Raw genomic sequence first — 24,325 nt, forward strand, 5'->3', positions numbered from 1 at the left:
ATTACATTATTATTAGTCACCGTAACAATCCTTTTATTTTTTAGCGTTCCGATAGCCGTCAGTTTGGGATTCGCCTCCTTGATCGTTTTGCAAATCGAAGGTATACCTCTGATTACTTTGGCTCAATCTGTGTTTGAAAGTTTAGATTCCTTTGTTCTGATGGCTGTCCCCTTCTTTATCTTGGCAGGTAACTTGATGCAAACCGGTGGTATCTCCAAACGTCTGATTAATCTATCCAACGCACTGGTGGGGTGGTTCAGGGGTGGTCTGGGTTCCGCTTCTGTGTTAGCAGCGATGTTTTTTTCCACGATGTCAGGATCATCCTCTGCAACAACAGCGGCGATTGGCACAACCTTGATACCGGCGATGGAAAAAAAGGGGTATCCAAAGCCCTTCGCGACAGCTACAGTTGCCGCAGCCGGTGAAATAGGTGTTATTATTCCACCGTCCATTGGAATGGTAGTTTATGGTTTAATTGCGAATGTTTCCATTGGAAGTTTGTTCATGGCCGGCTTTATCCCTGGTTTGTTGATCGGGCTTTCACTCATCATCACGATTATCATTGTGGCAAGAGTAAAAGGTTTTGATATTGTTCAGAACCAAAGCAAACGAGAGTGGTTAAAAGAGTTATGGCGATCATTTTCAGACGCCTTTCTAGCCTTGCTCATGCCATTAATTATCCTTGGGGGGATCTATAGAGGCTGGTTTACACCAACAGAAGCTTCTGTTGTCGCAGTTCTGTATGGATTGGTCATCGGTTTGTTTGTTTATCGTGAGATCACATGGACAGATTTATTGCCCATTTTCTCCAAATCCATGGTGACAACTTCTGTCATTATGATGATTGTAGCGTATACTTCGATTTTTAGTTTTATCGTAACGAAAGAACAAGTACCGCAAAAACTGGGAGAAGCCATTGCGGGATTTTCAGATAACCCCATCGTTTTCTTGCTGTTAGTCAATATCTTTCTATTTATTACGGGAACGTTATTGGAAGGCTTGGTTACGATCATACTTGTTACCCCCATATTAGCTCCTGTTGCCGCGCATTTTGGGATAGATCTTGTACATTTTGGGATCATCATGATCGTAAACGCAGCGATCGGAATGTTAACTCCACCTGTAGCCGTAAATCTCGTAGTAGCCAGTAAAATTGCTAATATACCGGCGAGTAAATTGACCCGTCCTGTATTGTTGTACTTATTTATTCTTACTGTTGATGTATTAATTATCACATATGTCCCAGTACTATCCACATGGCTTCCATCATTAATGAAGTAGGAATGGGAAAAAACAAACTATAAAAAATCACAAGGCCTACCAGGAGGTTATTTAAATGGATGTACATTCATACGAACGATGGGAACGAGTATGGTTATGGTGGAGAGAGACGGCCCAGTTCAAGCTGGAACCTAATTGGTTCACTAGCTTAGACGATGCGCCTAATCATGCATCGGATGGTACGCTGATTAGCGTAATGGGCGAAGTGCGAATAGACTATGTGAGGTGTAATGGGAAGTGGAATAAGCTGCAGGAGATCACGGAAGAAGATTGCAAGATGATATATAGATAGAAATAGGACTACTATTGAGAGAACACTTCAAAAGCTTAATATCTAGCGATGAAAATGAAGGGTGCAGGATCTAATTCGATTACCACAAAGTGAAGCTACTAGTCTATTAGGAGGAGACCCTATGAGTAACGCTATAGAGACTGCTGTTGATAAAGTGAAAGCTTTGGCTGAAACATTGGAAGAGGAAGTCGTTGAACTGACACGTTCCTTAATCCAGCATCCCAGCGAAATAACGCAAAATTCCGGAGATGAGGGACCAGCCCAGCGTTTTTTAGCCGCCTATTTAGAAAAAGGCGGTTATGATTATGTTGATGTTTTTCTTCCAACGGAGGTTCCAGATATTGAAAAACACCCCGGATGGAAGTGTGATCAAAATTATGAGAATCGTCCGAATGTTGTCGCTGTTCGTCGGGGGACTGGAAACGGCAGATCCATTATTTTGAACGGTCATATGGATGTTGTTCCAAGAGGAGACGAAACCAAATGGCAATACCCTCCATTTTCCGGGACGGTTAAAGACGGGTATTTATATGGACGCGGCGCTTGTGACATGAAAGGGGGAATTGCCGTGATGGTGATGGCTGTCGAAGTCATTCATCGTGCGGGTATTAAACTTGCCGGAGACGTCATCGTGGAAAGTGTAGTAGCCGAGGAAAATGGGATTCATAACGGCACACTTGCTTGTTGTTTGCGGGGTTATAAAGCGGATGGAGCCGTTGTCCTTGAACCTACTAAATTGGACGTATGTGCTGGCCATAAAGGAAATCAAATTTATCAAGTACAGATTCCAGGAAAAGCGACTCATAGTTGTTTGTGGTGGAGTGGCGCAAGTGCCATTGATCATGCCATCTATTTTAAAGAGGGATTAAAAAAATTTGAAGAAATACGAACAAAAGAAACCCGTTCCCACCCTCTATATTCGGATAGTGAAATTTTCCCTACACCGGCATTGGTTGATAATATATGGTTTGTTGAAGCAGGTAAGCCTCACTTTTTAGCTGTGCCTGACCAAGCCCGAATAATGTTTATGGTTGAAGTCCTTCCCGGAGAAGAACGGAACGTGATTAAAGAACGATTTGAGAACTTTATGGCTGAATGGTGTTCTCATCATCCATTTTTGAAAGATGATATGCCAAGCGTTGTGTCTTCACCTTTCAGTGATACTTTTCCTGTTTCTGTTCCATTAGAGGATCCCCTCGTAACAACTTTGGTTGAATCTATCGAAAAAATGCGAGGTAAACACCCCGTCATTCGCGGGTTTGAAAGTGCTTGTGATGCCATGACTCTCATGATGTGGGGAAACACTCCATCCATTATGTATGGACCCGGAAATCTCAAAAATGCACATGAAATTGACGAAAAGGTTAGCATTGCAGAATTGAAGCAGGCGGTTATAGAGTTGGCGGCATTTATCGTTACATATTGCGGTGTGAACGAGTAAAGAGTTTTGATATAGGTAACTATGAAATTCATGTCAAAATAGTATTGGAATTTCATAGATTTTTTTTACGGATTTACGAAAACGTGTTCGAAAAAATGTGAAAGTTGTTTTGAAAGGAGGTGAAGGAACATGAGACTTTCAGGTTAAGTCGCTTTAGTCATCTAAAAGGGATAGGTTGCGGGATCGCCGACCATCTTGCCGATGATTATGGGTGCGCTTATAAGAGGTGCATAAAAGGAGGAATTCTCATGAAGTTAGGAAGGAAGTTGAATGTTTTACTTAGTTCCGCACTCTCAATACTGGTGCTTCTGGCAGGTTGCGGTGGGAACCCGGCTTCAACATCAAAGAATGCTTCTGCGCCAGCCAATACTCCTGCATCGGTAAATACAACGAGTCAACCTTCGGGAAGCGGAGAAAAAGTTGTAATGAAACTAGGGCATGTAAATGCTCCAGATCACCATTATCAATTAACGGCTCTTGAGTTTGCGAAATTGGTAAAGGAGAAATCCAAAGGAAAGATCGAGGTTGAACTCTTTCCGCAATCACAGCTTGGCGGCGAAGTCAAAATGATACAGGCCCTAAAAACGGGTACGCAAGACTTATTGATTACATCACAAGCACCAATGACAAACTCTGTTCCGGAATGGGGCATTTTTGATTTGCCTTATCTTTTTGATAGTGATGATCAAGCAAATAAAATATTGCAAGGTCCTACAGGAGAGAAGTTTCTTGACATGCTGCAAAATCAAAATATCGTCGGTTTAGCCTGGTTCGCTTCACTGGAACGCAACGTTTTTACATCCAAAAAGCCGGTTAAAACATTAGAGGATATAAAAACGCTTAAATTGCGTGTCATTCAAAGTTCCGGATATGTTGATGCATTTAAGGCAGTTGGAGCAAATCCGACACCGCTGGCATATAGCGAACTTTATTTGGCTTTGCAGCAAGGTGTTGTCGATGGTGCGGATACGTCACCCGATCAATTTATTTTGGATAAATTTTACGAAACGTCAAAATATTTCTCATTAACGCGCATGCACTATATGCCTATTGCTTTCATGGCAAGCAAAGTGACTTGGGATAAACTTTCTCCAGACTTGCAGCAAGTGATGCAGGAAGCGGCTAAAGAAGCAGCCCAATTCAATATTAAGACCTTTAAGAAGTCGTATACTGAATCGCTTGAGGAAATGAAGAAAAAGGGAACTGAAGTGATAGAAGTCGATACAAAGCCTTGGATTCAAGCAACTGAAGCCGCACGGTCAGACTTGTTAAAAAAGATTCCAAACGGCGACGCTCTGTACAAAGAAATTATGGATGCGAAAAAGTAGAACAACAAGTCATTTTTTTATCTCCCCCTGACACGATAGATCAGGGGGAGATATGCGCATGATGGAGTGACGGTTCCGATTATGCGGAGTTGAAAACGTAACAGATAGGAGTTGAAAAATATCTTGTTGTTCGTAAAATTCGTAGACAAATTGAACAGAGTGTTGGAATTTCTTATTGGATTAGGTTTGGCTGCCATGACTGTAGTAGTTTTTTTGCAAGTATTCGTACGTTTTGTTCTCGGCGCATTGCACATTGATGCATCTATGCCATGGACGGAGGAATTGGCGCGGTATCTCATGATTTGGTCCGTTTTTATCGGTGGAGCCGTTGTTTCGCGTAAAGGTGATTCGCTTGCTGTTGAAGCATTGGTTAAGGCCGTTCCGCTTTGGGTTGGCAAAAAAATAAAAACAGCTTCTTATATTGTTGTTATTATTTTCTACGCTTACATTTTCGTTATTGGTTTAGAAATGGCGCAATTAGGACTTCTGGAAACGGCTCCGGTCTTGAAACTACCGATGGTTTATGTATACTCCGCCATGTCCATTGGGGCAGCCTTGACAATTTTGAATGTGATTACATTGCTGATCGATATTTACATAAACAAAAAAGAAATTCTTGATATGATAGATTTTGAAGTAGAAGATGCTATAACCAATTATAAGAAGGATGGCGAGGGGGCGTCCGTATGATTTCTATATTATTCATCGCTTTTACAGTCTTTTTATTTATAAACGTTCCCATTGCGGTTTGTCTGGGATTCGCATCCCTGGTGGCATTACAAGTGAAAGGTGTTCCTCTCATTACTTTGGCTCAAAACATCTTTGAAGGGTTGGACTCCTTTGTTCTGATGGCCGTTCCCTTTTTCATCTTGGCTGGCCAGTTGATGCAGACTGGCGGTATGTCCAGGCGTCTCATTAATCTGGCGAATGCTTTGGTGGGATGGTTCAGGGGTGGTCTTGGTTCGGTGGCTGTATTAACATCCATGTTCTTTGCAACGATATCAGGTTCGAATTCCGCCACAATCGCCGCGATTGGTACAACGCTGATACCGGCGATGGAGAAAAAGGGGTATCCGAAGAATTTTGCCACCGCTACATGTGCCGCGGCCGGTGAATTAGGGGTTATCATTCCCCCGTCTATTCCTATGGTGATTTATGGTTTGGTTGCGAATGTTTCCATTGGAGGCCTATTCTTGGCCGGTTTTATTCCAGGTATTTTAATTGGTCTTTCCCTCATATTGACGATTATCATTGTTGCGAGAGTGAAAGGTTTTGAAATTGTCAGCCGTCAAAGCAAACGTGAGTGGTTGAGAGAGCTGTGGAAAGCATTTGCAGACGCGTTTCTTGCGCTGTTCATGCCATTCATTATCCTCGGCGGCATCTATAAAGGTTGGTTTACGCCAACTGAGGCGTCTGTCATTGCGGTAGTTTACGCGTTTATCATTGGCAAGTTTGTTTATCGCGAGATCAAATGGAGAGATGTAATGCCCATTTTTTCAAAATCCATACTTTCCACTTCTATTCTCATGTTGATTGTAGCCTATGCTTCGATTTTTGCTTACATCTTAACTATAGAACAAGTTCCACAAAAACTCGGAAAAGCCATTGCAGAATTCTCAGACAGTCCCATTGTATTCTTACTGTTAGTCAATATCTTTTTATTTATTGTGGGAACAATAATGGAAGCGTATGTTACCATCATTCTTGTTGCCCCCATATTAGCGCCTGTTGCTCTTCAATTTGGGATTGACCCCATTCATTTCGGGATCATCATGGTGGTTAACGTAGCGATTGGAATGTTAACTCCACCGGTAGCAACGAATCTGGTTGTGGCTTGTCATATTGCCAATATAAAAATGAGTCAATTGACTCGTCCTGTATTGTTCTACTTAGGTATTTTAACTCTAGATGTTTTAATTATCAGCTATATACCTGCCTTATCCACATGGCTTCCATCATTTATGAAGTAATATGAACGGAATATGAGAGGCGTGAAGGTAAATGGGATAAGGTGAAGGGAATCACTGAGGAAGATGGTAGGAGGATATATGGAAAGGACTGGGACTGCTCGTTGAGTGGTCTTTTTTTATGCAAATCCAATTTTATTCCCAAAGTAATTCGTTTAAGGGGCATCGATCAGATTTACCGATTTTCGATACTCACGAGGCGACATACCCTGATAATCTTTAAAATGTTTATTGAAATAATGGATGGATGAATATCCACATTCATAGCCGATCTCAGTAATCGACTTATTTGTATTGCCGAGCAAATATAGGGCTACTTGCATGCGAAGGCGGTGAATGAACAAATTTGGCGTTATTCCAGTGACAGCTTTAAATTTTCGATAAAAGAACGTTCGCTGACGCCCGGTCATTCGAACAAGTTGTTCCACATCGATTTCTTCTGTGAAATGGCTCAAAATATATTCGATCGTTTGGATAATACCTTGGTCGATTGCATGATCACCGAGATTACGTGATCCCCCGTTATCTAGAGGCTTACACTCTATCGTATGGCGGAGCGTATGAAGCAAAATGTCGATGAAGAGGATAAACTGCTTCGCTTCCCAGCCGATAGGTTTCATTTTTTGTTCTTCGACAGCCTGACTGGCCAACTGATGAATCGCCTTTGCGCACGGTGAAGATGCGGGAATCAAAGGGGATACAGCCTCCACTGCGTAAAACGGAGTAAGCAGTCGGTATCCATTGGGAATAAACCGTACGATCGAAGGAGAGAACAGAAGGCTGATCCACCGAATGGGTCTGTTGGGATGCTTAACAAAATTCCAATGCGGTTCGAACGGGCGAAATAAGAAAACGTCGCCAGGCTTGCCATCATATTGTTTATGGGCCAGTTGAAACTTCGCTTCATTCTCCAGTAAAATGTGAAATTCCAACACATCATGAATATGAAGTTCATGTTTCTCCAAATCTCCCCGTTTTTCTTGAAAAATCACTTCCTTTTCCAGTTTAACATCCTCGAAAAACATCCCATCTCTCCTTTCCGGGTTAGTTTGTTTACTCTATTATAACTGAAAACGCTCGCGTACAAAATTGCAACTTTTTTGCCGCAGCAGGATAAGACGTGGTTCTCGGCTGGTGTTATGATGAATGTGAAAATACACCTTTAAGAAATTGCCTTTTCCACTTGAGAAAGGGATTGTTCAACTTATGACAAATGGAGGGAATTCTAATGAGAGATGAAAAAGATTTTGAAGGATTGCAACAAAAAACGGCAGCTGATAAAAGCGTGCTGAAGAAGCGTTACTTAAGGCCAGTAGATACGAGCAATGAACTGAAGCATTTGCTTTGGCAGGAGTTAGCTCTGTCGAAATTGATTGCCGGCTGGATACCGGCGATTCCCGTATATGATCAGAAAGTGAGGCTTGGCAGCTTAAGCTACTTGCACAATCGCAATGTAAAATGTCTGTACGAACGCATTAAGGAACTGCCCGGCGGGATTCATGACAGCGATTGGATGTCCGACATGACCCGCGAGACGTTTGAACGAGTTTTCGGCGCGGCAAATGAATATGGTTTTTTTGTCAGCTATCTTTTTATATTGAAGCAATTGTACGCTCAGTATGATGAGTTGATGATGAGATTGGATCCCATTTTAAATGCTCCTACTATTGATCAGCTCAACATTGTTCTTATGGAGAGGCATTCGACATTTAATTGGGTCTTGGAACAAACGCGGTTCGGGCAAGGCAACAGTGAAGAAGGAACACGGCAGTTGCTCGAATGGGAAGAGTATATTGCTTCCGTATGGGCGATTTTCCAGGCAAACTCGGGTTCGGATGCACAGGCAGCGGCCGCTGTATGGCCAACACATCTGGTGAAGGATCCTGCTGGCCCGCTTCCGGAGAAGGCGAAGCTAGAACCGAAGTTTCCTAAATATTCAGAAGAAAGGCCACAAAAATCATATACGGATACTAGCATGTCGGTGCTGCACGACAGTGTGAAACAAATGATTTACATCTATGCCACAGAGCTTTTTGCGGGTGAGACGTTATCTTCCATTTATTATTATATCGACCGGATGCCTCTGCCGTTTTACTTTGATCTCGCACGCCACATGTGGGATGAGTTCCGGCACAGCCAGATGGGGATGCGCCGCTTGCAGCAATGGGGATACTCGGTCGACCAATTCAAGTGGGTAGGGGGACCGGGTAAACAGGATGTCAAGGAACATTTCACAGAGCTGTATTCCAACCTGACGATGCTGGGAGAAGCTTGCGGATTTAAGAAAAAGCGCAAATCGGCTGAAGCCTTTTGGAAATTCGGCGATGTTCTCTCTGCTATCACCTGTGAATTCGATTTGATTGATGAAAGAAGGCATATTGATTTTGCAACGACTTGGGGCCCTGAATTGTACAAAAAAGCGGATATGATCATCACGTTTCAAGAGATGGCTGAAATGGCAAGGATGCGGCGCTTGACTGAACTGCAAACCGTCCCTCCCGAAGAAATGGCTAAGCTGGCCAAAAACTTTCCTGTATTTTGCGGCTTCCATACGTCTGAGCTAGCTTATGACAAATATTGAAATTAGGGAGGAAAGTGATGAGTTACAGTGAATTTGTGAAATCGGGTCGGCAAGTATTTCGGATTGGCTTCGGTGCGATGGGGTTAGGGGGCGTGTTCGGCTATTATGACGACGATTATTTCATTCGATCCGTGCACAGTTGTTTGGAGCAGGGTGTGAATTTTATCGATACGGCCAGAGCGTACGGGAAATCGGAGGAACTGATCGGGAAAGCGTTGCAAACCTGGCCGGGGGAGAAACCTTTTATCGCCACAAAAGCGCTGGCAACTCCTTCACCCGTCGATGCACCGTGGCTTGGCTGGCAGGAGCCTGTTTCCGCTAAATACGCCTATCCGAAAGGCTCGATCCGCGCCAGCGCGGAGCAGTCGCTCAAGCTGCTCGGTGTTGAAGAGATCGACCTGCTTCAGCTGCATCAATACTGGGCCTGGGAGTCGAATGATGACTGGATGGAAGAAATGCTGCGCCTTAAAGAAGAGGGGAAAGTACGCCATATCGGCATTTCGCTGCCGGACCATCGACACGATCTGGCGCTGCAGCTCGTCCGTTCTGGACTCATCGACTCCGTTCAGACGATCATTAACATTTTTGATCCGCTGGCTTTGGACTGTCTTGTGCCGATTTGTCAGGAGAATGGTGTTGCCGTTATTGCCCGAGCGATTCTGGACGAGGCCGGGTTGACGGGTGCTATCGGCATGGAAACAGAAATTGAGAAAACGGACTACAGGTATCAGTACTTTGATTGTGTACCGAGAGAGGTATATATCGAGCGTGTGAATCGGTTAAAGCCGTTTATTCCTGAACATGCTGATAGTTTGGCTGAGCTTGCGATCAAGTTTGTCCTGCACCACCCCGGGATTAGCGTTGCCCTTACCTCCATGCACGTTCACGAATATGCGGTGCAAAACATCGCGGCGGCAGGCTCTACTCCGCTCCCGGCAGAGGTATTTGAGCAACTGAGGCACAAGCATCGTTTTATTAAGAACTTTTACCAAGCGAGACGACATGTATGAATAAAATGAAAGTATTATGGGCGGAATTGTTCCCGTTCGAATTCAAGGCCAGGTTAAGGGCAAACCCAACAGTGTACATGCCGCTTGGGCTGTGTGAGCCACACGGACAAATCAGCGCGTTTGGTCTGGATATTTTCAAAGCGGAGCATATTTGCGTGGAAACTGCAAAACGGATGGGGGGCATCGTGGCCCCTGTCAGCGGTTATCACATCCATGAAACGGGGCCGTCGGCGCGATGGCTGGAAGAACAGGTCGGAGAGACAAATCCGCATATGACCTCCGTTGCTCCGTCCGTTTTTTTTCGGATGCTGTTGTACCAACTGCGCGCTTTTTACAATGCCGGGTTCCGTTCGGCGATGCTTGTATCTGGTCACGGAGGGGCACATACGGATGATCTGCGCAAAGTTGCCGGAATCTTTTCAAGGCATACTGGCATGTATGTATGGTACGGTACGGATTTCGACTTGGTTTCCGGGCGCTATGCAGGGGATCATGCGGGAAAATATGAAATTTCCACTCTCATGTATCTTCGTCCGGATTTGATCGATTTTACATTAAGGGATTTGGAGAAATTCGCCGGGACTGGCTGCAGACTTGCACTTGCAGCAACTGCCTCTGAAGCTTCGCAGGACTACGGTGCGGAAATTATGGTTGCCTGCGTTGATGCTCTGTCCGCTCTTGTAGGGAGTATTTCTGTCGAGCCGATGCTGGAAGAAGAAGCTTTCGTTCCGCTTAGGTATGAGCAAATTGAAAATATATGGCAGGACATTGTCAACTCGCCGGAAGATTGGACTTGTTTGCACCCGCGTAGAAATCAGCCGCCCGTAACGGCTAGTTCACGTTGGAAAGTGCACGAATACGGCAAGTTGGAATAAAAATTCAATTTTATCCACAATAGGACTTCCCTGAGATTAGGGGATGTCTTATGACTTTGCGGTGACAGGAGCTTCTCCAGATCAAGTCGTAGAAATCAAGGTGAAAGGGAAAGTCCTAAAAGTACGGGTTCTTCGATTCCTATTAGATTCCGGCAATGAGGAAGTTCTTGTCACGAATTTATTTGATGAGAGTCTAGGTATTCAAGAATTCAAAAGGATTTATCTTAGACGGTGGGGAATCGGCGTGTCCAGGTAAGGACACATTATCTAGTTGGTGAAAGTCCGACCGGGAGAAAAGACTAGACTCCCGTAGCCTGAGAGGCACCGTTGAGCGAAAGTGAGGCGGTGAAGCCCTCTGACATCATGTTCAAAGTAACCGAACTTAACAGAAAAAAGAAAAAATCAAAGGGAAGACAAAAGGTTCCTCTTCCATTAGAGAAGGAAATACCATGGTTTGGAACTGTTGCTTTGGTAAAAGAAAAGACCTACAAAACAAAAAGAAGAAATGAGAATAAACTAGGGAATTACTAAAAAACATTAAAAAATGTAAAAAAAAGGGAACAAGGTCATTCAATACCTTACTCTCCTTTTTTCAATATAGCACAAAGTGCAAATGTAAAATTTTTTAACTAATACCACTTTGTGACATCGATGTAAGACCACTGGGGCTGACCCCATATCCATCAAGTTTAAGGAATAAGTAATCTCAAAGTCTAAAAAATGGGCTATTCTTTTTATAGGGAAACTATTTTTCTATGAAAGGAATGGTCTACTATGAAACCTATTCCAATTTCTATTAATGAAGAATTGAGACTGTTGGCTACAGAGTTGTATCGTCAATTTTCCCCTGCTCAATTAGAGCATTTGGCAAGGAATCTTGGAGTAATCAAACGAAAGCGAAAGATAAAAGCACAAGATCTCATTTCATTATGTGTTTACCTAGGTGATGAGGCGTCTTCTAAATCATTGACAAATTTATGTAGTGTACTCGATGCTCACTTCGATGTCTCCCTAAGTACAGAAGGACTTAATCAACGATTTACCAATGCATTGGTCAACTTTATTCGAACCCTGTTTGCAACATTATGCAACAATAAACTTTCGTCAGCTATTTCTCTGAGTAAGCCCTACCATTATTTTTCTCGCATTCGAATCTTAGACGCCACTGCTTTTGGGCTTCCAGCTTATTATGCTTCCTCTTATCCTGCAACAAATTGTACCCCGGACAAAGCAGGAATGAAGATTCAGTTGGAGTATGATCTGATCAGTGGTGAGTATTTACTCGTTGATGTTGAAAGTGGAAAAACTTCGGACTGTGAGTTAGGTACCTTACAAGCAAAAACAGTTGAGAAGAATGACCTTTGTTTACGTGATCTTGGTTATTTTAAAATTGACGATTTCATCCAAATGGATCAACTTGGAGCTTACTTTATTAGCCGAATCAAGCCTAAGACTTACGTCTTCACCCGAAACTCGGGAGAAGTTCAATATTTATTAGATGGCCGTGTCAAAAAATCTTCCTTGTATAATCCCATTAATTTGAAACAAATGATGGATTCCATGAAATCGGGAGAAGTAAAAGAAATTCCGGAAGTCTTAATTGGCCGTGAAAAGAAGTTGAAGACCAGGCTCATTCTCTATAAATTAACGGATGAACAGCTAAAGAAGCGCCAGCTCATACGATCCAAAAAAGAGCGTACGAAAACAAAATCTTATTCCGATGAGACCAAACAGTTAGACGCTCTGCATGCTTTTATCACGAATATTCCTCAAGATGTAGTACCTAAGGAAGATATCTATGATCTATACTCCTTACGTTGGCAAATTGAGATCGTGTTTAATACATGGAAATCCATCTTTCATATTCATAAAGCAAAACCGATGAAAGAGGAACGATTTCTATGTCACCTCTATGGAACCCTTCTAGCGATTCTACTCAGTTCTTCTCTCATATTTAAAATGAGGGAAATCCTCCTTCGCAGAAAGAAACTAGAGATCAGTGAATTAAAGTCGATGGACATCATGAAGCAGTACTTTAGCTTAATAGATAGTACTCTAAGAAGTGAGGGAACCGAAAAAATAAAGGAAGTATTACTTAAGGTCTCCTCCATGATTGAAAAGAATGCTCGAAAATCCCATCGTTATACGAAGAAAACGGTTTTTGACATATTGGGTGTAGTATATGAGCATAGACATAAAGAGTCCAAAATCGCTGCGTAGTAACAGAAAAAAACAAGCCTACCTAAGGCTTGTTTGGGTATGCTCAAAATTATACACCGAACCTAAAAATATGAGAAGAAGATGATATCCTGAAAGAAATGAAAAATTGTTTAATGCTAACTTGATGGATATGGGGACTGTCCCTAAGTTGAGTAAAGCACATTAGTGCTTTACTCAACTTAGGGACAGTAGCTCTTGAGCTTCGGAAAGAGTAAATACTTTTTCGTCAAGAAAAATACACCTCCGTTCAAAACAGGAATAGATATAAAGGTATTTAATGGTATGAAAGCCGAAAAGATTTATTAGGACAGTCGCAATAAGGAGCATACCAAAAACTCCATTATATTACAGTATAGAAAATCTTTAATCCACTTTGCAGTTAACATTTGACATCACTTGAGATTCTCTTTGTAATATTTTTCCCTAGATTAAAGGAAAAAGATACTATAAAATGTATAAGAGTAGGAATTTTTAAAAATGTGTAGAGTAGTTCGCTATGCGCTCGATCCTATAGTGAACTTTCAAAGGGAGCTTGGAGGGATCAAATTGAAACTTCAATCCAGTTGGGAACGATTTGTTCTTTATGGGGAAAAAGATAATAGCGTAAGGAAAGAAGTTTTTGAGTCGTGGAATAGATGTAAACAGTTAGGAGTACCGTATGAATTAGAGAGTGTTTCCTTTCCTATCGATCAACATGAATTCAGTAAAAGAAAACAAAGTAATAGAATATTACTCAATGCAGCCTTACCGGTAATTAAAGATTTATCTAATAAGTTATCTGGTAGTCGTTATGGTTATATTCTAGTACTTGCAGATTCCGAGGGATATTTACTAGAAACGATGGCAAATAAAAAAGCACAAAAATTTGCCGATCGTCAAGGTATTTACCCAGGAGTTAAGTGGACGGAGGATCATGTGGGCACGACTGCACTGTCCATGGCCTTGAGAAATCACTCCGCCATAGCAGTCTCTACCTATGAGAATTATTGTAAAGGCTTTCAAATTTGGGGTGGGGCTGCTTGTCCTATCATTGTAGACCGTGAAATTTTTGGTGTTTTCGATATTTGTCGAACAGAATCGAAAAGTGATATGCGAGAAATTAATTCGATTTCAGTTGCAAGTGCTCAGGCCATCACGGAAAGGATACGTTATTATAAATCCAAAATCAGACAAGAGATTATTGATCAAACCTTTGAGTATTCCAGCAATACTAATCTAGAATCAACGGGAGTGATCCTTTTTGATACAAACAGTCAAGTTATTCATAAAAATAAAGTGGCTTTAAATTTTGTCAATCTTCTTAAGGAAGATAACGAAAGAGATAATCCTAATCTAAAATCCTTTTCTATATTGAATCATGTTCAAAAATGCCATGGGGAAACAGGGGAAATCATACTTCAAGATAAGCCATATTTCATAGAATCAAAAGAACTAACCCTTAGTGGTAGTAATATAGGCACCCTAGTATTTATAAAAGAACAACAAGAAAGTGAAAAAAAATATTTCCATCTAAATGAGTCACCGATAGAGAACCAATCACAGATAGATATTAAATTTCAGACTCAGAATACACACTTTCTAAAGACTATAAATATAGCAAAAAGGGTAGCAAAGAGTAGTGCTTGTATTCTGTTACAAGGGGAAACTGGCAGTGGTAAGGATTTTCTTGCTAGAGCTATTCATGAAGAGAGTGCGAGGAGAAACAAACCCTTTTTTGCAATCAATTGTGCTGCATTTCCTCGTGAGCTCATTTCTGCAGAACTTTTTGGATATGATGCAGGAGCATTCACTGGAGCTAAGCAGCAGGGGAACCGTGGAATCATCGAGTCCGCCAATGGAGGAACCGTATTTTTAGATGAAATTGCTGATATGCCTCTCGATTTACAGGTTGTTCTGCTTCGAACTCTTGAGGAAAAACAGATTATTAGAGTGGGAAGTTCAAAACCGATTCCCGTCGATGTGCGTTTTATAGCGGCAACGCATAAAGATTTAAAGTCATTAGTTAAAGAAAAGGCATTTCGGGATGATTTATATTACCGTCTTAGTACCTTTACCATCAATATTCCATCTTTGAGAGAACGACTGGAAGATTTACACGGTCTAATTAAAATGATGGTTACGTCATCGTGTAAACCTATTGAACGAAAACCTATTACTTTCACTCCTGCAGCCATCGAAGGATTCAAAAAATATTTGTGGCCAGGTAATTTAAGAGAGCTTAGAAGTATTATAGAGCGCATTACCTATCTACATGATGAAGATATTTTTGATGCCGAACATGTCGAACAGTTCTTGGAAATGGATAGAGCTAGACTAGGTATACAAGGAGAAGAAACCGAAGAAAAACAAATTCGCTTGGTGCTGAATCAAGTGAAGGGGAATCGCGCAGAAGCTGCTAGAAAGCTAAATATTTCACGAAGTGCACTTTATCGAAAACTAGAAAAGTACAAAATAGATTCATAATATTTGGTAAATGTAGGATACTTTCTTGGAGTCTCACCATTCAGAAAGTAGCCTATTTTTTTTTGCCTTCAAGAGCCTTTGATATCAAGTGTCCGGTCACCGAACATTCAGTGACATACTTTTAAGTATTTATATATTTTTAATAATACCGAAAAACCCTACTATTGTTAATCTTTATTGCATACGACTATCTCCGATAATAATTGGCACGATTTTTGCTTATTAGAAATGCAAAATGACATATTTAACTAATCGGTTCATTCACGAGAAGGCAGGTGGATCATCGGTGAAGTGGAGCATAATAAGACCAAAATTGAATAGGTTAAAGCCATACTATTTGGAGGTTAGCAGAATGAGATGGATTTCTAGTCTTTCATCCATGTGTATTGTACTCGCTATATTATTATGTACTTCTGGTTGCAGTGCGTGGAAGACCCAAAATTCCGCTAGCCAATACGATCATTCCGTTGAATTATTTGTTTTAGCAGCCGCAAGTCTAGCTGACGCTATGAAAGAATTAACGCCAATGTATGAATCTGCTCATCCCGGACAGAAGCTAGTGGTCAGTTATGGTTCATCAGGGACACTGCAAAAACAAATTGAACAAGGTGCACCTGCCGATTTGTTTATGTCTGCTGCTGCAAAACAGATGGACGATTTAGTCTGGAAAGGAGTAATCGATTCGAACCATACAGCTGATTTCTTACGCAATAAACTGGTTTTAGTCATTCCAAAAAATACGAGAGATGAAATAAAAAGTTTCGAGGATCTGCAAAATCCTACTGTTGAAAAAATTGCCATAGGACATCCCGAATCCGTACCAGCAGGCATCTATGCGAAACAATCTTTCATGCATTTCGGAATTTGGGAGATATTGCAACCGAAATTTGTTTTTGCCAAAGATGTTCGGCAGGTGCTTTCTTACGTAGATACGGCAAATGTTGACGCAGGAATCGCATATATGACGGATATAGCCGCATTTCAAAACGTTAAGATTGCAGCGATAGCTGATGAGAAGAGCCATTCGCCTATTGTTTATCAGTTTGGAGTGACCAAGAATTCTCCACGCTCAGAAGAAGCTCAAAACCTGTTGGATTGGTTTCGGGGAGAGGAGGCTGCAGCTGTTTTTGCTAAGCGTGGGTTTGATTTGGTGGTGAAAAAGTAATGGAATTTTGGTCACCTATTCGAATTTCTGTGCAAGTTACTCTCGTTGCTAGTGTTGCGGCTTTTATCATGGCTTTAATCTTCGCGTGGTGGATGGCGCGTTTTCGGTTTAAAGGAAAAGCGGTCATGGAAACGCTGCTTATGCTTCCTCTTGTTCTTCCGCCTACTGTGGTTGGGTTTGGACTTTTGATATTGATGGGTAAACAAAGCTGGATTGGAAAAACGGTTGAATGGCTTTTTCATCAATCCATCGTTTTTACTTGGTGGGCAGCAGTTATTGCGGCATGTGTTGTAGCCTTTCCGCTTATGTATCAGACACTAAAAACGGGGTTTCAATCCATCGATAAAGAATTGGAAGATTCGGCAAGAGTAATGGGCGCCAACGAATGGCAGGTTTTCCGATATATCACCTTCCCCATTGGGTGGAGATTTACTCTGTCTGCGTACATATTGGGCTTTGCACGGGGGATCGGTGAGTTTGGCGCAACCTTAATGTTTGCAGGGGCAATTCCAGGAAAAACCGAGACTATTCCAACGGCAATCTTTATGGCTGCGGAATCGGGGAATATGACTCTTGCGACTTATTGGGTTTTATGCATCGTTGCTTTATCTTTTGCATTGTTGAGTCTTACTCAAAGATTTCAGTAAATGGGCAATGGACCATAGGAAAGCTCTAAAAAGGAGGGATCTTCCTACGTGGATTTATTCTGTTTATTTATTTAATTCTTTATTTTTCATATTATGAAAATAATTTCATTGAATTAGATTTTAATAATTAATATAATTCAATTAACTCGATTGATATAAGCTCCGCACGCTAAATTGAAAGGGGGGATATTAAGACTATTTATTAATAAAAGGAAGGGGGAAACAGGGGAATCGATGAAATGAGAGTTGCATGAGCTAGAGAATTGTGAGGACAACTTTTTAATAAAGAGGTGGAAAATTAATGTATCCTGCACCTATATCAGAATATTTTGCTCCAACCAGCTTAGATGAATGCTTAGATTTATTAAAAGAATACGGGAGCCAGGCGAAAATCATCGCTGGCGGACAAAGCATGCTGCCCTTATTGAAAATTAGAATGGTGGAAACGCCGGTCGTGATTGATATCAATCGAGTTCTGGAATTGCAAGAGTTCGGTGAAAAATACCGGGACCCTGAAAAGCGCATTCTACGAATCGGAGCACTGACCAGGCATAAAACGCTGGCCTCCCATCCATTAGTGGTCTCGAAATACCCTATAATATCAGATGCTGCTAAATATATTGGGGATGTTCAAATCAGGAATAGAGGAACCATCGGCGGAAGTTTAGTTCATGCCGATCCGGCAGCGGATCTTCCAGTGCCTATTTTAGTTTTAGATGGAATTTTGCGAGTTTCATCCAAGGCCGGGGAAGAGACTTATTCCGCAGAGGATTTTTTCCTTGGATTAATGATGACCGTTGTTGAAGAAGATCAACTTCTCACTCATATCGATATTCCCGCCCCTAAAAAAGGTACAGGGACTGCATATAGCAAGCATTCGGTGGTCTTTGGCGATTTTGCCGTCATTAGTGTAGGAGCAAAAGTAACGCTTAAAGAAGATAAGTGTCTATCCCCCCGAATCTATGTAGGCGGAGTGAATCCTCGCCCTCAGCGAGCCGTTAATACGGAAGTGTTTCTAGAAGGGAAAATCATAACCCCTGAAGTCTTGAAACAAGCTGCAGACGTCCTGGCGGAGGAAATAGAAGTGGAATCTGACATGCGTGCTACTGCTGAATACCGAAAAATTCTTCTAAAAGAATATGGATTCAATGTATTAACGAAAGCCATCCAGCGAGCTAAGGAGGATCTTATATAATGAATCAGCTAAACGATGTGCAACGAATCAGTATGGGTGGTAAAAAAACGATCCATGTTCGCGTCAACGGAAAAATAATAGAAAAAGAAGTTCCGATCAGAATGCTACTAGTGGACTTTTTGCGGGAAGAGTTAGGCTTAACCGGAACGCATGTGGGTTGTTCTGTAGAAGGTAGATGTGGAGCTTGTACCATCGCGCTAAACGGCGAAAACGTCAAATCGTGTTTGCAATTGGCTGTTCAAGCGGATGGAACAAACATTATGACAGTAGAAGGATTGGGAACAGTGGAAAGCCTCCACCCCATTCAAGAAGGATTCTGGGAGAAACATGGCTTGCAATGCGGATTTTGCACTCCTGGGATGATGATTTCAGCTTACAATCTATTAAAGGTCAATCCGCACCCTTCTACTGACGAAATTAGAGAAGCATTAGTCGGAAACTTGTGCAGGTGCACTGGCTATGAACATATTATTGAAGCAGTCAAGTATGCAGCTGATACCTTGGCATCCATGTCAAAAGAGGAACGCGATAAGCTATTAACTTATTAGGCTCAAAAGGAGAGGATGGGTTGTATGACGACTGTAACTGAGACAAAATGGGTTGGACGGTCGATCCGTCGCCGTGAAGACCCTAGATTATTAGTAGGGCAAGGAACTTATATTGCAGATTTAACTCTTCCTGGAACAACATATGTTCAACTGGTACGAAGTCCTCATGCCCATGCGCGAATTCGCCATATTGACATATCAAAGGCACAAAATCACCCAGGAGTGGTAGCTGTTCTAACTGGTCAAGAGATTGCCGCAGCAATGCAGCCGATTCTCGTTCCTGCTATGAGACCTAATTTAGGAGGAGACCTCCAGGTTCCAACCGTTTATCCGTTAGCGATTGATAAGGTGAATTGGGTGGGAGAACCCATAGTGGCCATTGTAGCAGAAAGTAAATACGTAGCAGAGGATGCTTCACAATTAGTAGAAATCGAATATGAAGCATTGACTGCCCTTGTCAATCCAGAAGAAGCTATGAAACCGGATGCTCCGAAAATCTATGAAGATTGGAAAAGCAATGTGCTATGGCATGGGCAACTTGCTAACGGAGATGTTGAAAAGGCTTTCCGCGAAGCGGATTATATACTATCTGAAAGATTCTATGGGCATCGTACAGGAGCGGCTCCGATGGAGACGCGCGGGATGGTCGCATCCTATGATAATTTTACGGGTTTAACCCTTCATATTAACTCGCAACGGCCACATATTTTAAGAATGGCTATCTCAAAGATTATGAGAATATCTCACGATAAGGTTCGTGTCATCGCTCCCAAGGATGTGGGAGGAGCCTTTGGAACCAAAGCGCCTGTGTATCGGGAAGAGTTTATCGTCAGCTATTTGGCAATGAAGCTAAAAAGGCCCGTGAAATGGATTGAAAATAGAATGGAAAGCCTGATGACCATTGGACAGGAACGGGATCAAATTCATAATCTGGAAATTGCTGTCCGCAAGGATGGCAAAATTCTAGGTGTCAAAGACCGCATGATTGCCGACTCGGGGGATGGAAGCAACGGTGTTTATATGGGATTTGTCATGCCTTGGCTGGGAGCTGCCTATCTGACCAATGCATACGATATTCCGAATGTTCACATCGACCTCTCGTGTGTAGTAACGAATAAACCTTGTTTATCCCCAGGTCGGGCGTTTGGAGAATTCCCTGCTCGATTCGCTATGGACTATGCTATGCATTTGGTAGCGAGAGAATTGAATTTGGATCCTCGTGACGTGTTCCAAAAGAATATCATTAAGAAATTCCCATATGTTACAGCTACTGGTGTCACTCATGACAGTGGTGATTATGAAGGCGCTTTCCGGGCTTTAATAGAAGCCATAGATTATGACCGAGTGAAAGAGGAACAAAAAGAAGCACGAAAGAACGGAAGATTGATTGGGATCGGCTTCGCTATGGGGGCTGAAATGTCCGGTATAGGCTCCCAATTCTTTGTTCCGATGGAAAATCAACCGGGATATGGGTCTGCGACGGTTAAGGTGGATACGTATGGCATGATTCAGGTGTTCGAAGGGGATTCTCCCCAAGGACAGGGACATGAGACGACGATTGGCCAAGCGGTGGCGGACGAACTAGGAGTTAGCATTGAAGATATATATATTAGTTACGGCGACACCTTCACTACTCCATTCGCATCTGGAACACTGGGCAATCGGGGAGCCTCCTATACGGTTAGCGCAGCAGTGCTTGCTTGTCGCAAGCTTAGAAGGAAAATGCAAAAGATCGCTGCACATATTCTGGGTCTTCCTTTAGAAACAGAAGACTTTGTCTTTACCAATAGAGAAGTGATTTGGGAACAAGATGAAACGAAGAGAGTAAGCCTGCTAGAAATTGCGGATGTCGCCATCTTAGCTCCAACAAAACTTCCGCCAGGAATGGAGGCGGGTTTGGAAGCTACCTCTTATTTTGAGGCTGATATTGCGAGCATGTTAAGTATTGGTGCACATGCTGCCGTTGTCGAAGTGAATCCGGAAACGGGAGCTTTTAAGATTTTGCGTTATGTGATTGTGGATGATTGCGGAGTTCCGATCAATCCGATGTTGGTTCGCGGACAAGTTCACGGTGGCGCCGTCATGGGGTTAGGGAATGCGCTTTTTGAAAAGTATGCCTTTGACGAAGCGGGTCAGCCTCTGTCGACCACCCTAATGGAATACCATATGCCGTCAGCAGCGGATGTGCCGCCAATCGAAATGATAGAGTTCAATGTCCCTACACCTTATACACCGCTTGGAACAAAAGGAAAGGGTGAGGGAATACCAGCACCAGTACCTGCTACGTTAGCCAGTGCGATAACAGATGCTCTAGATTGTCCAGGATTTAAGATCTTAAACCTGCCCATCACACCAGAATCGATTTGGCGAATTCTTAAAGAACTTAAGCAATGATTACTGGGAGGAAACTCCCTGTAATCATTTTTATACCCATTCAATCGCAAAGAACTTCGAAGTGATTCTAAACAAGGGAGAGTTGTAAAATGAAAATTTCTGCTATCCATGAGATTCCCGCAAATCCAGTGAAGACGTTTGAAATGCTTACGGATCCCGATGTTTTGGTGCGAACCGTACCAGGATTAAATTCATTGCAATCCGTAGGAGAAAATGTTTACAGTGCAGAACTAGAGGTTGGAATCAAGGCGGTCAAAGGACGATATAAAGGAACCGTAAAACTCGTGGATGCCATTAGCGGTGAACAATTCAGATTGGTAATGGACGGGGAAGGTCCATTAGGATTTGTACACCAAGATGTGATAATCAAACTAGAGCCCATCTCTGAAAATGAAACTAAAGTCAACTGCGAAGGAGAGGCTACTGTCGGTGGCGTCGTGGCAGGTATCGGACAGCGCATGCTGTCTGGTGTGGCAAGTTTGCTTATGGGTCAATTTTTTAAAGCCCTTAAGAAAGAAGCCATTAAGGTGTCAATGTAAGTGGGTAATATTTTATTTAATAACTCTATTTTTAAAGCTTTTAATATTCTAGAAAATGCTAAGTTCTGAGTTCCTCAGGTTCCTCGCGTGGGCACGGAAACGCCCACGCGGAAATACCTGAGTTTGAGATGAAGACTAGAGGGGGGGAAAGGAAAGCTATGCAAAACACATTATGTCATGACTTACTAGATCCTGCAAAAGACCTCTCGAAAGTGATGCAAGACCACGTAGATCAGGAGTCAGATAAAGAACGAATTTTCTTGAAAATCTGGCCGCATTTCGTCAAAGGCGGATTCCACCGTTTGTTGATTGATTCCCGTTTGGGAGGGTGGGGACTGGAACTTAAGCAATACCTAAACGTATTGCGAATTTTGGCTAATGGAGATGGAGCGCTGGCCTTGGGTGTGCATGTTCATAACATTGCGGTCAAAATGATAAGTGAATTAGGGGATGAAACTTTCCGAGATCGTTTGGCAACATGGATTGAAGAGGGAAAAATTTTTGCGCTTGCCCGGTCCGAGCATGGAAGAGACTACCGATATGATTTTTCCACTAGAGTATCCCAAGAAAAAGTTTCAATGATATTAAGCGGCCAAAAAGATTTTTGCACCCTTGCAGGTTTGGCAGATTATTATGTCGTTTTCGCACAAACGGAAGCGATCCATCCATCTATGAATTCTTTGCAAGTTTGCATTGCCAGCAGCAAGGCTCCTGCGGTTGAGGTAATCAAATCAAACAGCTTTGATGCGATGGTTGCCTCCTCTACTCATAGTTTGCGCTTTAATCACTATGTATTAACTCCAACCGAGTTGGTCGGCAAACCTGGAGCCATTACTGCTTTATTAAATCCTGACATCCTTTCACTCGGGATATGTGCCATCAACCTTGGCATGGCAGATTCGGGAATGAAACTGTTTTTGGAAAAACAAAAAAACCTTGATCACAATGTCGAGGTCATAAGATGGTTAGGTCTAATTGACGTACTGCGGCGCAGTACAGAATTATTGCTTAATGAATCCATTCACTCACGTCCTCACTCGGTTGCCGATTCCGGTGTTTGTCTAAGACGCGCAAAAGCATCTTCCGATATGTTGATTCGGGAGGTAACAGAAGGCACGATAAACCATTTAGGAATGGAAGGGATAATCTCCAAAAATAAGTTCATTTATCTGAGAAATAATTCTTATGCTACCCAGCTATTGCCTCCTAATACTCAAAAATGCCTGTTGATGCTAGGGACTGAACGACGTAAGCATGGTAAGGAGGATCGCAATTAAACGACGCAGATCTATGAAAAAATTAGTCAAAACAGAGGAGCAGTGGCCATGAATGATTTTTATAGACATATGAAGAAAATGAAAGAAAAGAATCGTGATAGATTTGCAATGGCAACCGTCATCGCTGTGGATGGTTCCGCTTACAGACACCCGGGAGCCAAAATGCTGATATGCGAAGACGGAAGTCAATATGGGACGATCAGTGCAGGGTGTTTAGAGGAAGATTTAGCTTATCGCGCTCAAGAAGTCATTATCAATAACCAGCCGCAAACGTTGACTTACGACCTCAGATCAGAGGATGATTTATCCTGGGGCCAGGGTGCAGGATGCAATGGAAGCATCAAGGTCTATGTTGAACCCTACGAATGGGAGTATAAGCCGCCTTTTCACAGCAAGCCGATATGGCCTGAAGTGGAAACGGTATTAGAATCTGGCAATAAGGTTGCGGTGGCCAAAAGAATTTCTGACGATTCTCGGGAAAGATCTCATCTGTTTTATTCCGAAAAGGGGGATATTCTGTGCGATGTACAAGAAAACATAAAGCAAATGCTTCTTCCTGAGTTAATGAAATTTATGAATAGCGGGCAAAAGATTGACGTCATGAAGGCAGCCGATCTCGGTGGGGAGTTTTTGTTCGAATTATATGAACCGAGAGAGCTGTTATACATTTTTGGGGCGGGTCCGGATGTTGAACCTTTGGCCCGATTGGCTTCTGAACTCGACTTCCATGTAACCATCATCGATCCTAGAAGTGATCGTTGCAATGAAAGGTTTTTTCCGACGGTCGATCAATTAATACCAGAGCATCCAGAATCCTATTTGGAAAGAAATAATATATCCAGCAAAAGCTTTGTATTGATTATGACGCATAGCTTTCAGAGAGACAGTCATATATTGCGCAAACTTATTCCGATTTCCCCCCGCTATTTAGGAGTATTAGGTCCTAGGCGAAGAACAGAACGTTTAATCGTTCCTGAACCTTTACCTGATTCTATCAAATCCCCAATCGGGTTGGGTATCGGCGCTGAGGGTCCCGAAGAAGTTAGCATAAGTATTCTGGCAGAGTTACTGGCAGTGAGGAATAACAAGCAAAAATGAAAGG

At 42.4% G+C, this 24,325-nt stretch carries 22 protein-coding genes; 21 read left to right on the forward strand and 1 reads right to left on the reverse strand.

The window, feature by feature from the left end:
• From EIZ58_RS01300 to EIZ58_RS01325, 6 genes are all read left to right on the forward strand, one after another.
• Positions 1-1,281: a TRAP transporter large permease gene (locus tag EIZ58_RS01300; RefSeq protein WP_370297618.1), complete on the forward strand. Its 1,281-nt coding sequence runs from the start codon at positions 1-3 to the stop codon at positions 1,279-1,281.
• Between the two features lie 55 nt (positions 1,282-1,336).
• A complete protein-coding gene (locus EIZ58_RS01305) occupies positions 1,337-1,573 on the forward strand; it encodes a hypothetical protein (RefSeq protein WP_134698720.1) in 237 nt (78 codons plus the stop codon).
• 121 nt (positions 1,574-1,694) lie between these two features.
• Positions 1,695-3,014, forward strand: a complete 1,320-nt coding sequence (locus tag EIZ58_RS01310) for an ArgE/DapE family deacylase (RefSeq protein ID WP_134698721.1) — start codon at positions 1,695-1,697, stop codon at positions 3,012-3,014.
• 248 nt (positions 3,015-3,262) lie between these two features.
• Complete coding sequence (locus EIZ58_RS01315; protein ID WP_134698722.1) at positions 3,263-4,342, forward strand: TRAP transporter substrate-binding protein; 1,080 nt, start codon at positions 3,263-3,265, stop codon at positions 4,340-4,342.
• A 123-nt stretch (positions 4,343-4,465) separates the two neighbouring features.
• Complete coding sequence (locus EIZ58_RS01320) at positions 4,466-5,032, forward strand: TRAP transporter small permease (protein WP_134698723.1); 567 nt, start codon at positions 4,466-4,468, stop codon at positions 5,030-5,032.
• Positions 5,029-6,312 (forward strand): TRAP transporter large permease, encoded by a 1,284-nt coding sequence (locus EIZ58_RS01325; RefSeq protein WP_134698724.1) that lies wholly within the window; start codon positions 5,029-5,031, stop codon positions 6,310-6,312. The genes EIZ58_RS01320 and EIZ58_RS01325 overlap by 4 nt, the downstream gene beginning before the upstream one ends.
• A 152-nt stretch (positions 6,313-6,464) precedes the next feature.
• Here EIZ58_RS01325 and EIZ58_RS01330 read toward each other — a convergent pair whose 3' ends face one another.
• Positions 6,465-7,334 (reverse strand): AraC family transcriptional regulator, encoded by an 870-nt coding sequence (locus EIZ58_RS01330; RefSeq protein WP_134698725.1) that lies wholly within the window; start codon positions 7,332-7,334, stop codon positions 6,465-6,467.
• Between the two features lie 203 nt (positions 7,335-7,537).
• Between EIZ58_RS01330 and EIZ58_RS01335 the strand changes: the two genes are divergently transcribed.
• The 15 genes from EIZ58_RS01335 (at position 7,538) to EIZ58_RS01405 (ending at position 24,321) form a co-directional block, all read left to right on the forward strand.
• Positions 7,538-8,890, forward strand: a complete 1,353-nt coding sequence (locus EIZ58_RS01335; protein ID WP_134698726.1) for a hypothetical protein — start codon at positions 7,538-7,540, stop codon at positions 8,888-8,890.
• 17 nt (positions 8,891-8,907) lie between these two features.
• The gene (locus EIZ58_RS01340; RefSeq protein WP_134698727.1) at positions 8,908-9,900 is read left to right on the forward strand and encodes an aldo/keto reductase; all 993 of its coding nucleotides are present in this window, start codon (positions 8,908-8,910) and stop codon (positions 9,898-9,900) included.
• Positions 9,897-10,775, forward strand: coding sequence for a creatininase family protein (locus EIZ58_RS01345; RefSeq protein WP_134698728.1), 879 nt, complete (start codon positions 9,897-9,899; stop codon positions 10,773-10,775). Before EIZ58_RS01340 ends, EIZ58_RS01345 begins: the two co-directional genes overlap by 4 nt.
• A gap of 43 nt (positions 10,776-10,818) precedes the next feature.
• A complete protein-coding gene (locus EIZ58_RS01350) occupies positions 10,819-11,031 on the forward strand; it encodes a hypothetical protein (protein ID WP_134698729.1) in 213 nt (70 codons plus the stop codon).
• A 107-nt stretch (positions 11,032-11,138) separates the two neighbouring features.
• A complete protein-coding gene (locus EIZ58_RS33000) occupies positions 11,139-11,306 on the forward strand; it encodes a hypothetical protein (protein ID WP_167577403.1) in 168 nt (55 codons plus the stop codon).
• 243 nt (positions 11,307-11,549) lie between these two features.
• A complete protein-coding gene (locus EIZ58_RS01360; protein ID WP_134698730.1) occupies positions 11,550-12,995 on the forward strand; it encodes an IS4 family transposase in 1,446 nt (481 codons plus the stop codon).
• A gap of 546 nt (positions 12,996-13,541) precedes the next feature.
• Complete coding sequence (locus EIZ58_RS01365; RefSeq protein ID WP_167577422.1) at positions 13,542-15,458, forward strand: sigma-54-dependent Fis family transcriptional regulator; 1,917 nt, start codon at positions 13,542-13,544, stop codon at positions 15,456-15,458.
• Between the two features lie 352 nt (positions 15,459-15,810).
• Positions 15,811-16,623: a molybdate ABC transporter substrate-binding protein gene (gene modA, locus EIZ58_RS01370; RefSeq protein WP_167577423.1), complete on the forward strand. Its 813-nt coding sequence runs from the start codon at positions 15,811-15,813 to the stop codon at positions 16,621-16,623.
• Positions 16,623-17,270, forward strand: a complete 648-nt coding sequence (gene modB / locus EIZ58_RS01375; RefSeq protein ID WP_134698733.1) for a molybdate ABC transporter permease subunit — start codon at positions 16,623-16,625, stop codon at positions 17,268-17,270. Before modA ends, modB begins: the two co-directional genes overlap by 1 nt.
• Before the next feature lie 301 nt (positions 17,271-17,571).
• On the forward strand, positions 17,572-18,465 hold the full coding sequence (locus EIZ58_RS01380) for an FAD binding domain-containing protein (RefSeq protein ID WP_134698734.1): 894 nt from the start codon (positions 17,572-17,574) through the stop codon (positions 18,463-18,465).
• Complete coding sequence (locus tag EIZ58_RS01385) at positions 18,465-19,013, forward strand: (2Fe-2S)-binding protein (protein ID WP_305033822.1); 549 nt, start codon at positions 18,465-18,467, stop codon at positions 19,011-19,013. Before EIZ58_RS01380 ends, EIZ58_RS01385 begins: the two co-directional genes overlap by 1 nt.
• A 24-nt stretch (positions 19,014-19,037) precedes the next feature.
• Complete coding sequence (locus EIZ58_RS01390) at positions 19,038-21,407, forward strand: xanthine dehydrogenase family protein molybdopterin-binding subunit (RefSeq protein ID WP_167577424.1); 2,370 nt, start codon at positions 19,038-19,040, stop codon at positions 21,405-21,407.
• An 89-nt stretch (positions 21,408-21,496) separates the two neighbouring features.
• A complete protein-coding gene (locus EIZ58_RS01395; protein ID WP_134698736.1) occupies positions 21,497-21,946 on the forward strand; it encodes an SRPBCC family protein in 450 nt (149 codons plus the stop codon).
• A gap of 158 nt (positions 21,947-22,104) precedes the next feature.
• On the forward strand, positions 22,105-23,223 hold the full coding sequence (locus tag EIZ58_RS01400) for an acyl-CoA dehydrogenase family protein (protein WP_167577425.1): 1,119 nt from the start codon (positions 22,105-22,107) through the stop codon (positions 23,221-23,223).
• Positions 23,224-23,271: 48 nt separating this feature from the next.
• Positions 23,272-24,321 carry an XdhC family protein gene (locus tag EIZ58_RS01405; RefSeq protein WP_134698738.1) on the forward strand — a complete coding sequence of 350 codons (1,050 nt, stop codon included), beginning with the start codon at positions 23,272-23,274 and terminating at the stop codon, positions 24,319-24,321.
• Positions 24,322-24,325: the final 4 nt, after the last annotated feature.

The organism is Ammoniphilus sp. YIM 78166 (assembly GCF_004522215.1).
GTDB lineage: Bacteria > Bacillota > Bacilli > Aneurinibacillales > RAOX-1 > YIM-78166.

Coding starts and splice junctions, on each gene's coding strand:
- EIZ58_RS01305 (WP_134698720.1), top strand. CDS start 1,337: ATGGATGTACATTCATACGAACGATGGGAACGAGTATGGTTATGGTGG.
- EIZ58_RS01310 (WP_134698721.1), top strand. CDS start 1,695: ATGAGTAACGCTATAGAGACTGCTGTTGATAAAGTGAAAGCTTTGGCT.
- EIZ58_RS01315 (WP_134698722.1), top strand. CDS start 3,263: ATGAAGTTAGGAAGGAAGTTGAATGTTTTACTTAGTTCCGCACTCTCA.
- EIZ58_RS01325 (WP_134698724.1), top strand. CDS start 5,029: ATGATTTCTATATTATTCATCGCTTTTACAGTCTTTTTATTTATAAAC.
- EIZ58_RS01330 (WP_134698725.1), bottom strand. CDS start 7,334: ATGTTTTTCGAGGATGTTAAACTGGAAAAGGAAGTGATTTTTCAAGAA.
- EIZ58_RS01335 (WP_134698726.1), top strand. CDS start 7,538: ATGAGAGATGAAAAAGATTTTGAAGGATTGCAACAAAAAACGGCAGCT.
- EIZ58_RS01340 (WP_134698727.1), top strand. CDS start 8,908: ATGAGTTACAGTGAATTTGTGAAATCGGGTCGGCAAGTATTTCGGATT.
- EIZ58_RS01345 (WP_134698728.1), top strand. CDS start 9,897: ATGAATAAAATGAAAGTATTATGGGCGGAATTGTTCCCGTTCGAATTC.
- EIZ58_RS01350 (WP_134698729.1), top strand. CDS start 10,819: ATGTCTTATGACTTTGCGGTGACAGGAGCTTCTCCAGATCAAGTCGTA.
- EIZ58_RS33000 (WP_167577403.1), top strand. CDS start 11,139: ATGTTCAAAGTAACCGAACTTAACAGAAAAAAGAAAAAATCAAAGGGA.
- EIZ58_RS01360 (WP_134698730.1), top strand. CDS start 11,550: ATGAAACCTATTCCAATTTCTATTAATGAAGAATTGAGACTGTTGGCT.
- modA (WP_167577423.1), top strand. CDS start 15,811: ATGAGATGGATTTCTAGTCTTTCATCCATGTGTATTGTACTCGCTATA.
- modB (WP_134698733.1), top strand. CDS start 16,623: ATGGAATTTTGGTCACCTATTCGAATTTCTGTGCAAGTTACTCTCGTT.
- EIZ58_RS01380 (WP_134698734.1), top strand. CDS start 17,572: ATGTATCCTGCACCTATATCAGAATATTTTGCTCCAACCAGCTTAGAT.
- EIZ58_RS01385 (WP_305033822.1), top strand. CDS start 18,465: ATGAATCAGCTAAACGATGTGCAACGAATCAGTATGGGTGGTAAAAAA.
- EIZ58_RS01390 (WP_167577424.1), top strand. CDS start 19,038: ATGACGACTGTAACTGAGACAAAATGGGTTGGACGGTCGATCCGTCGC.
- EIZ58_RS01395 (WP_134698736.1), top strand. CDS start 21,497: ATGAAAATTTCTGCTATCCATGAGATTCCCGCAAATCCAGTGAAGACG.
- EIZ58_RS01400 (WP_167577425.1), top strand. CDS start 22,105: ATGCAAAACACATTATGTCATGACTTACTAGATCCTGCAAAAGACCTC.
- EIZ58_RS01405 (WP_134698738.1), top strand. CDS start 23,272: ATGAATGATTTTTATAGACATATGAAGAAAATGAAAGAAAAGAATCGT.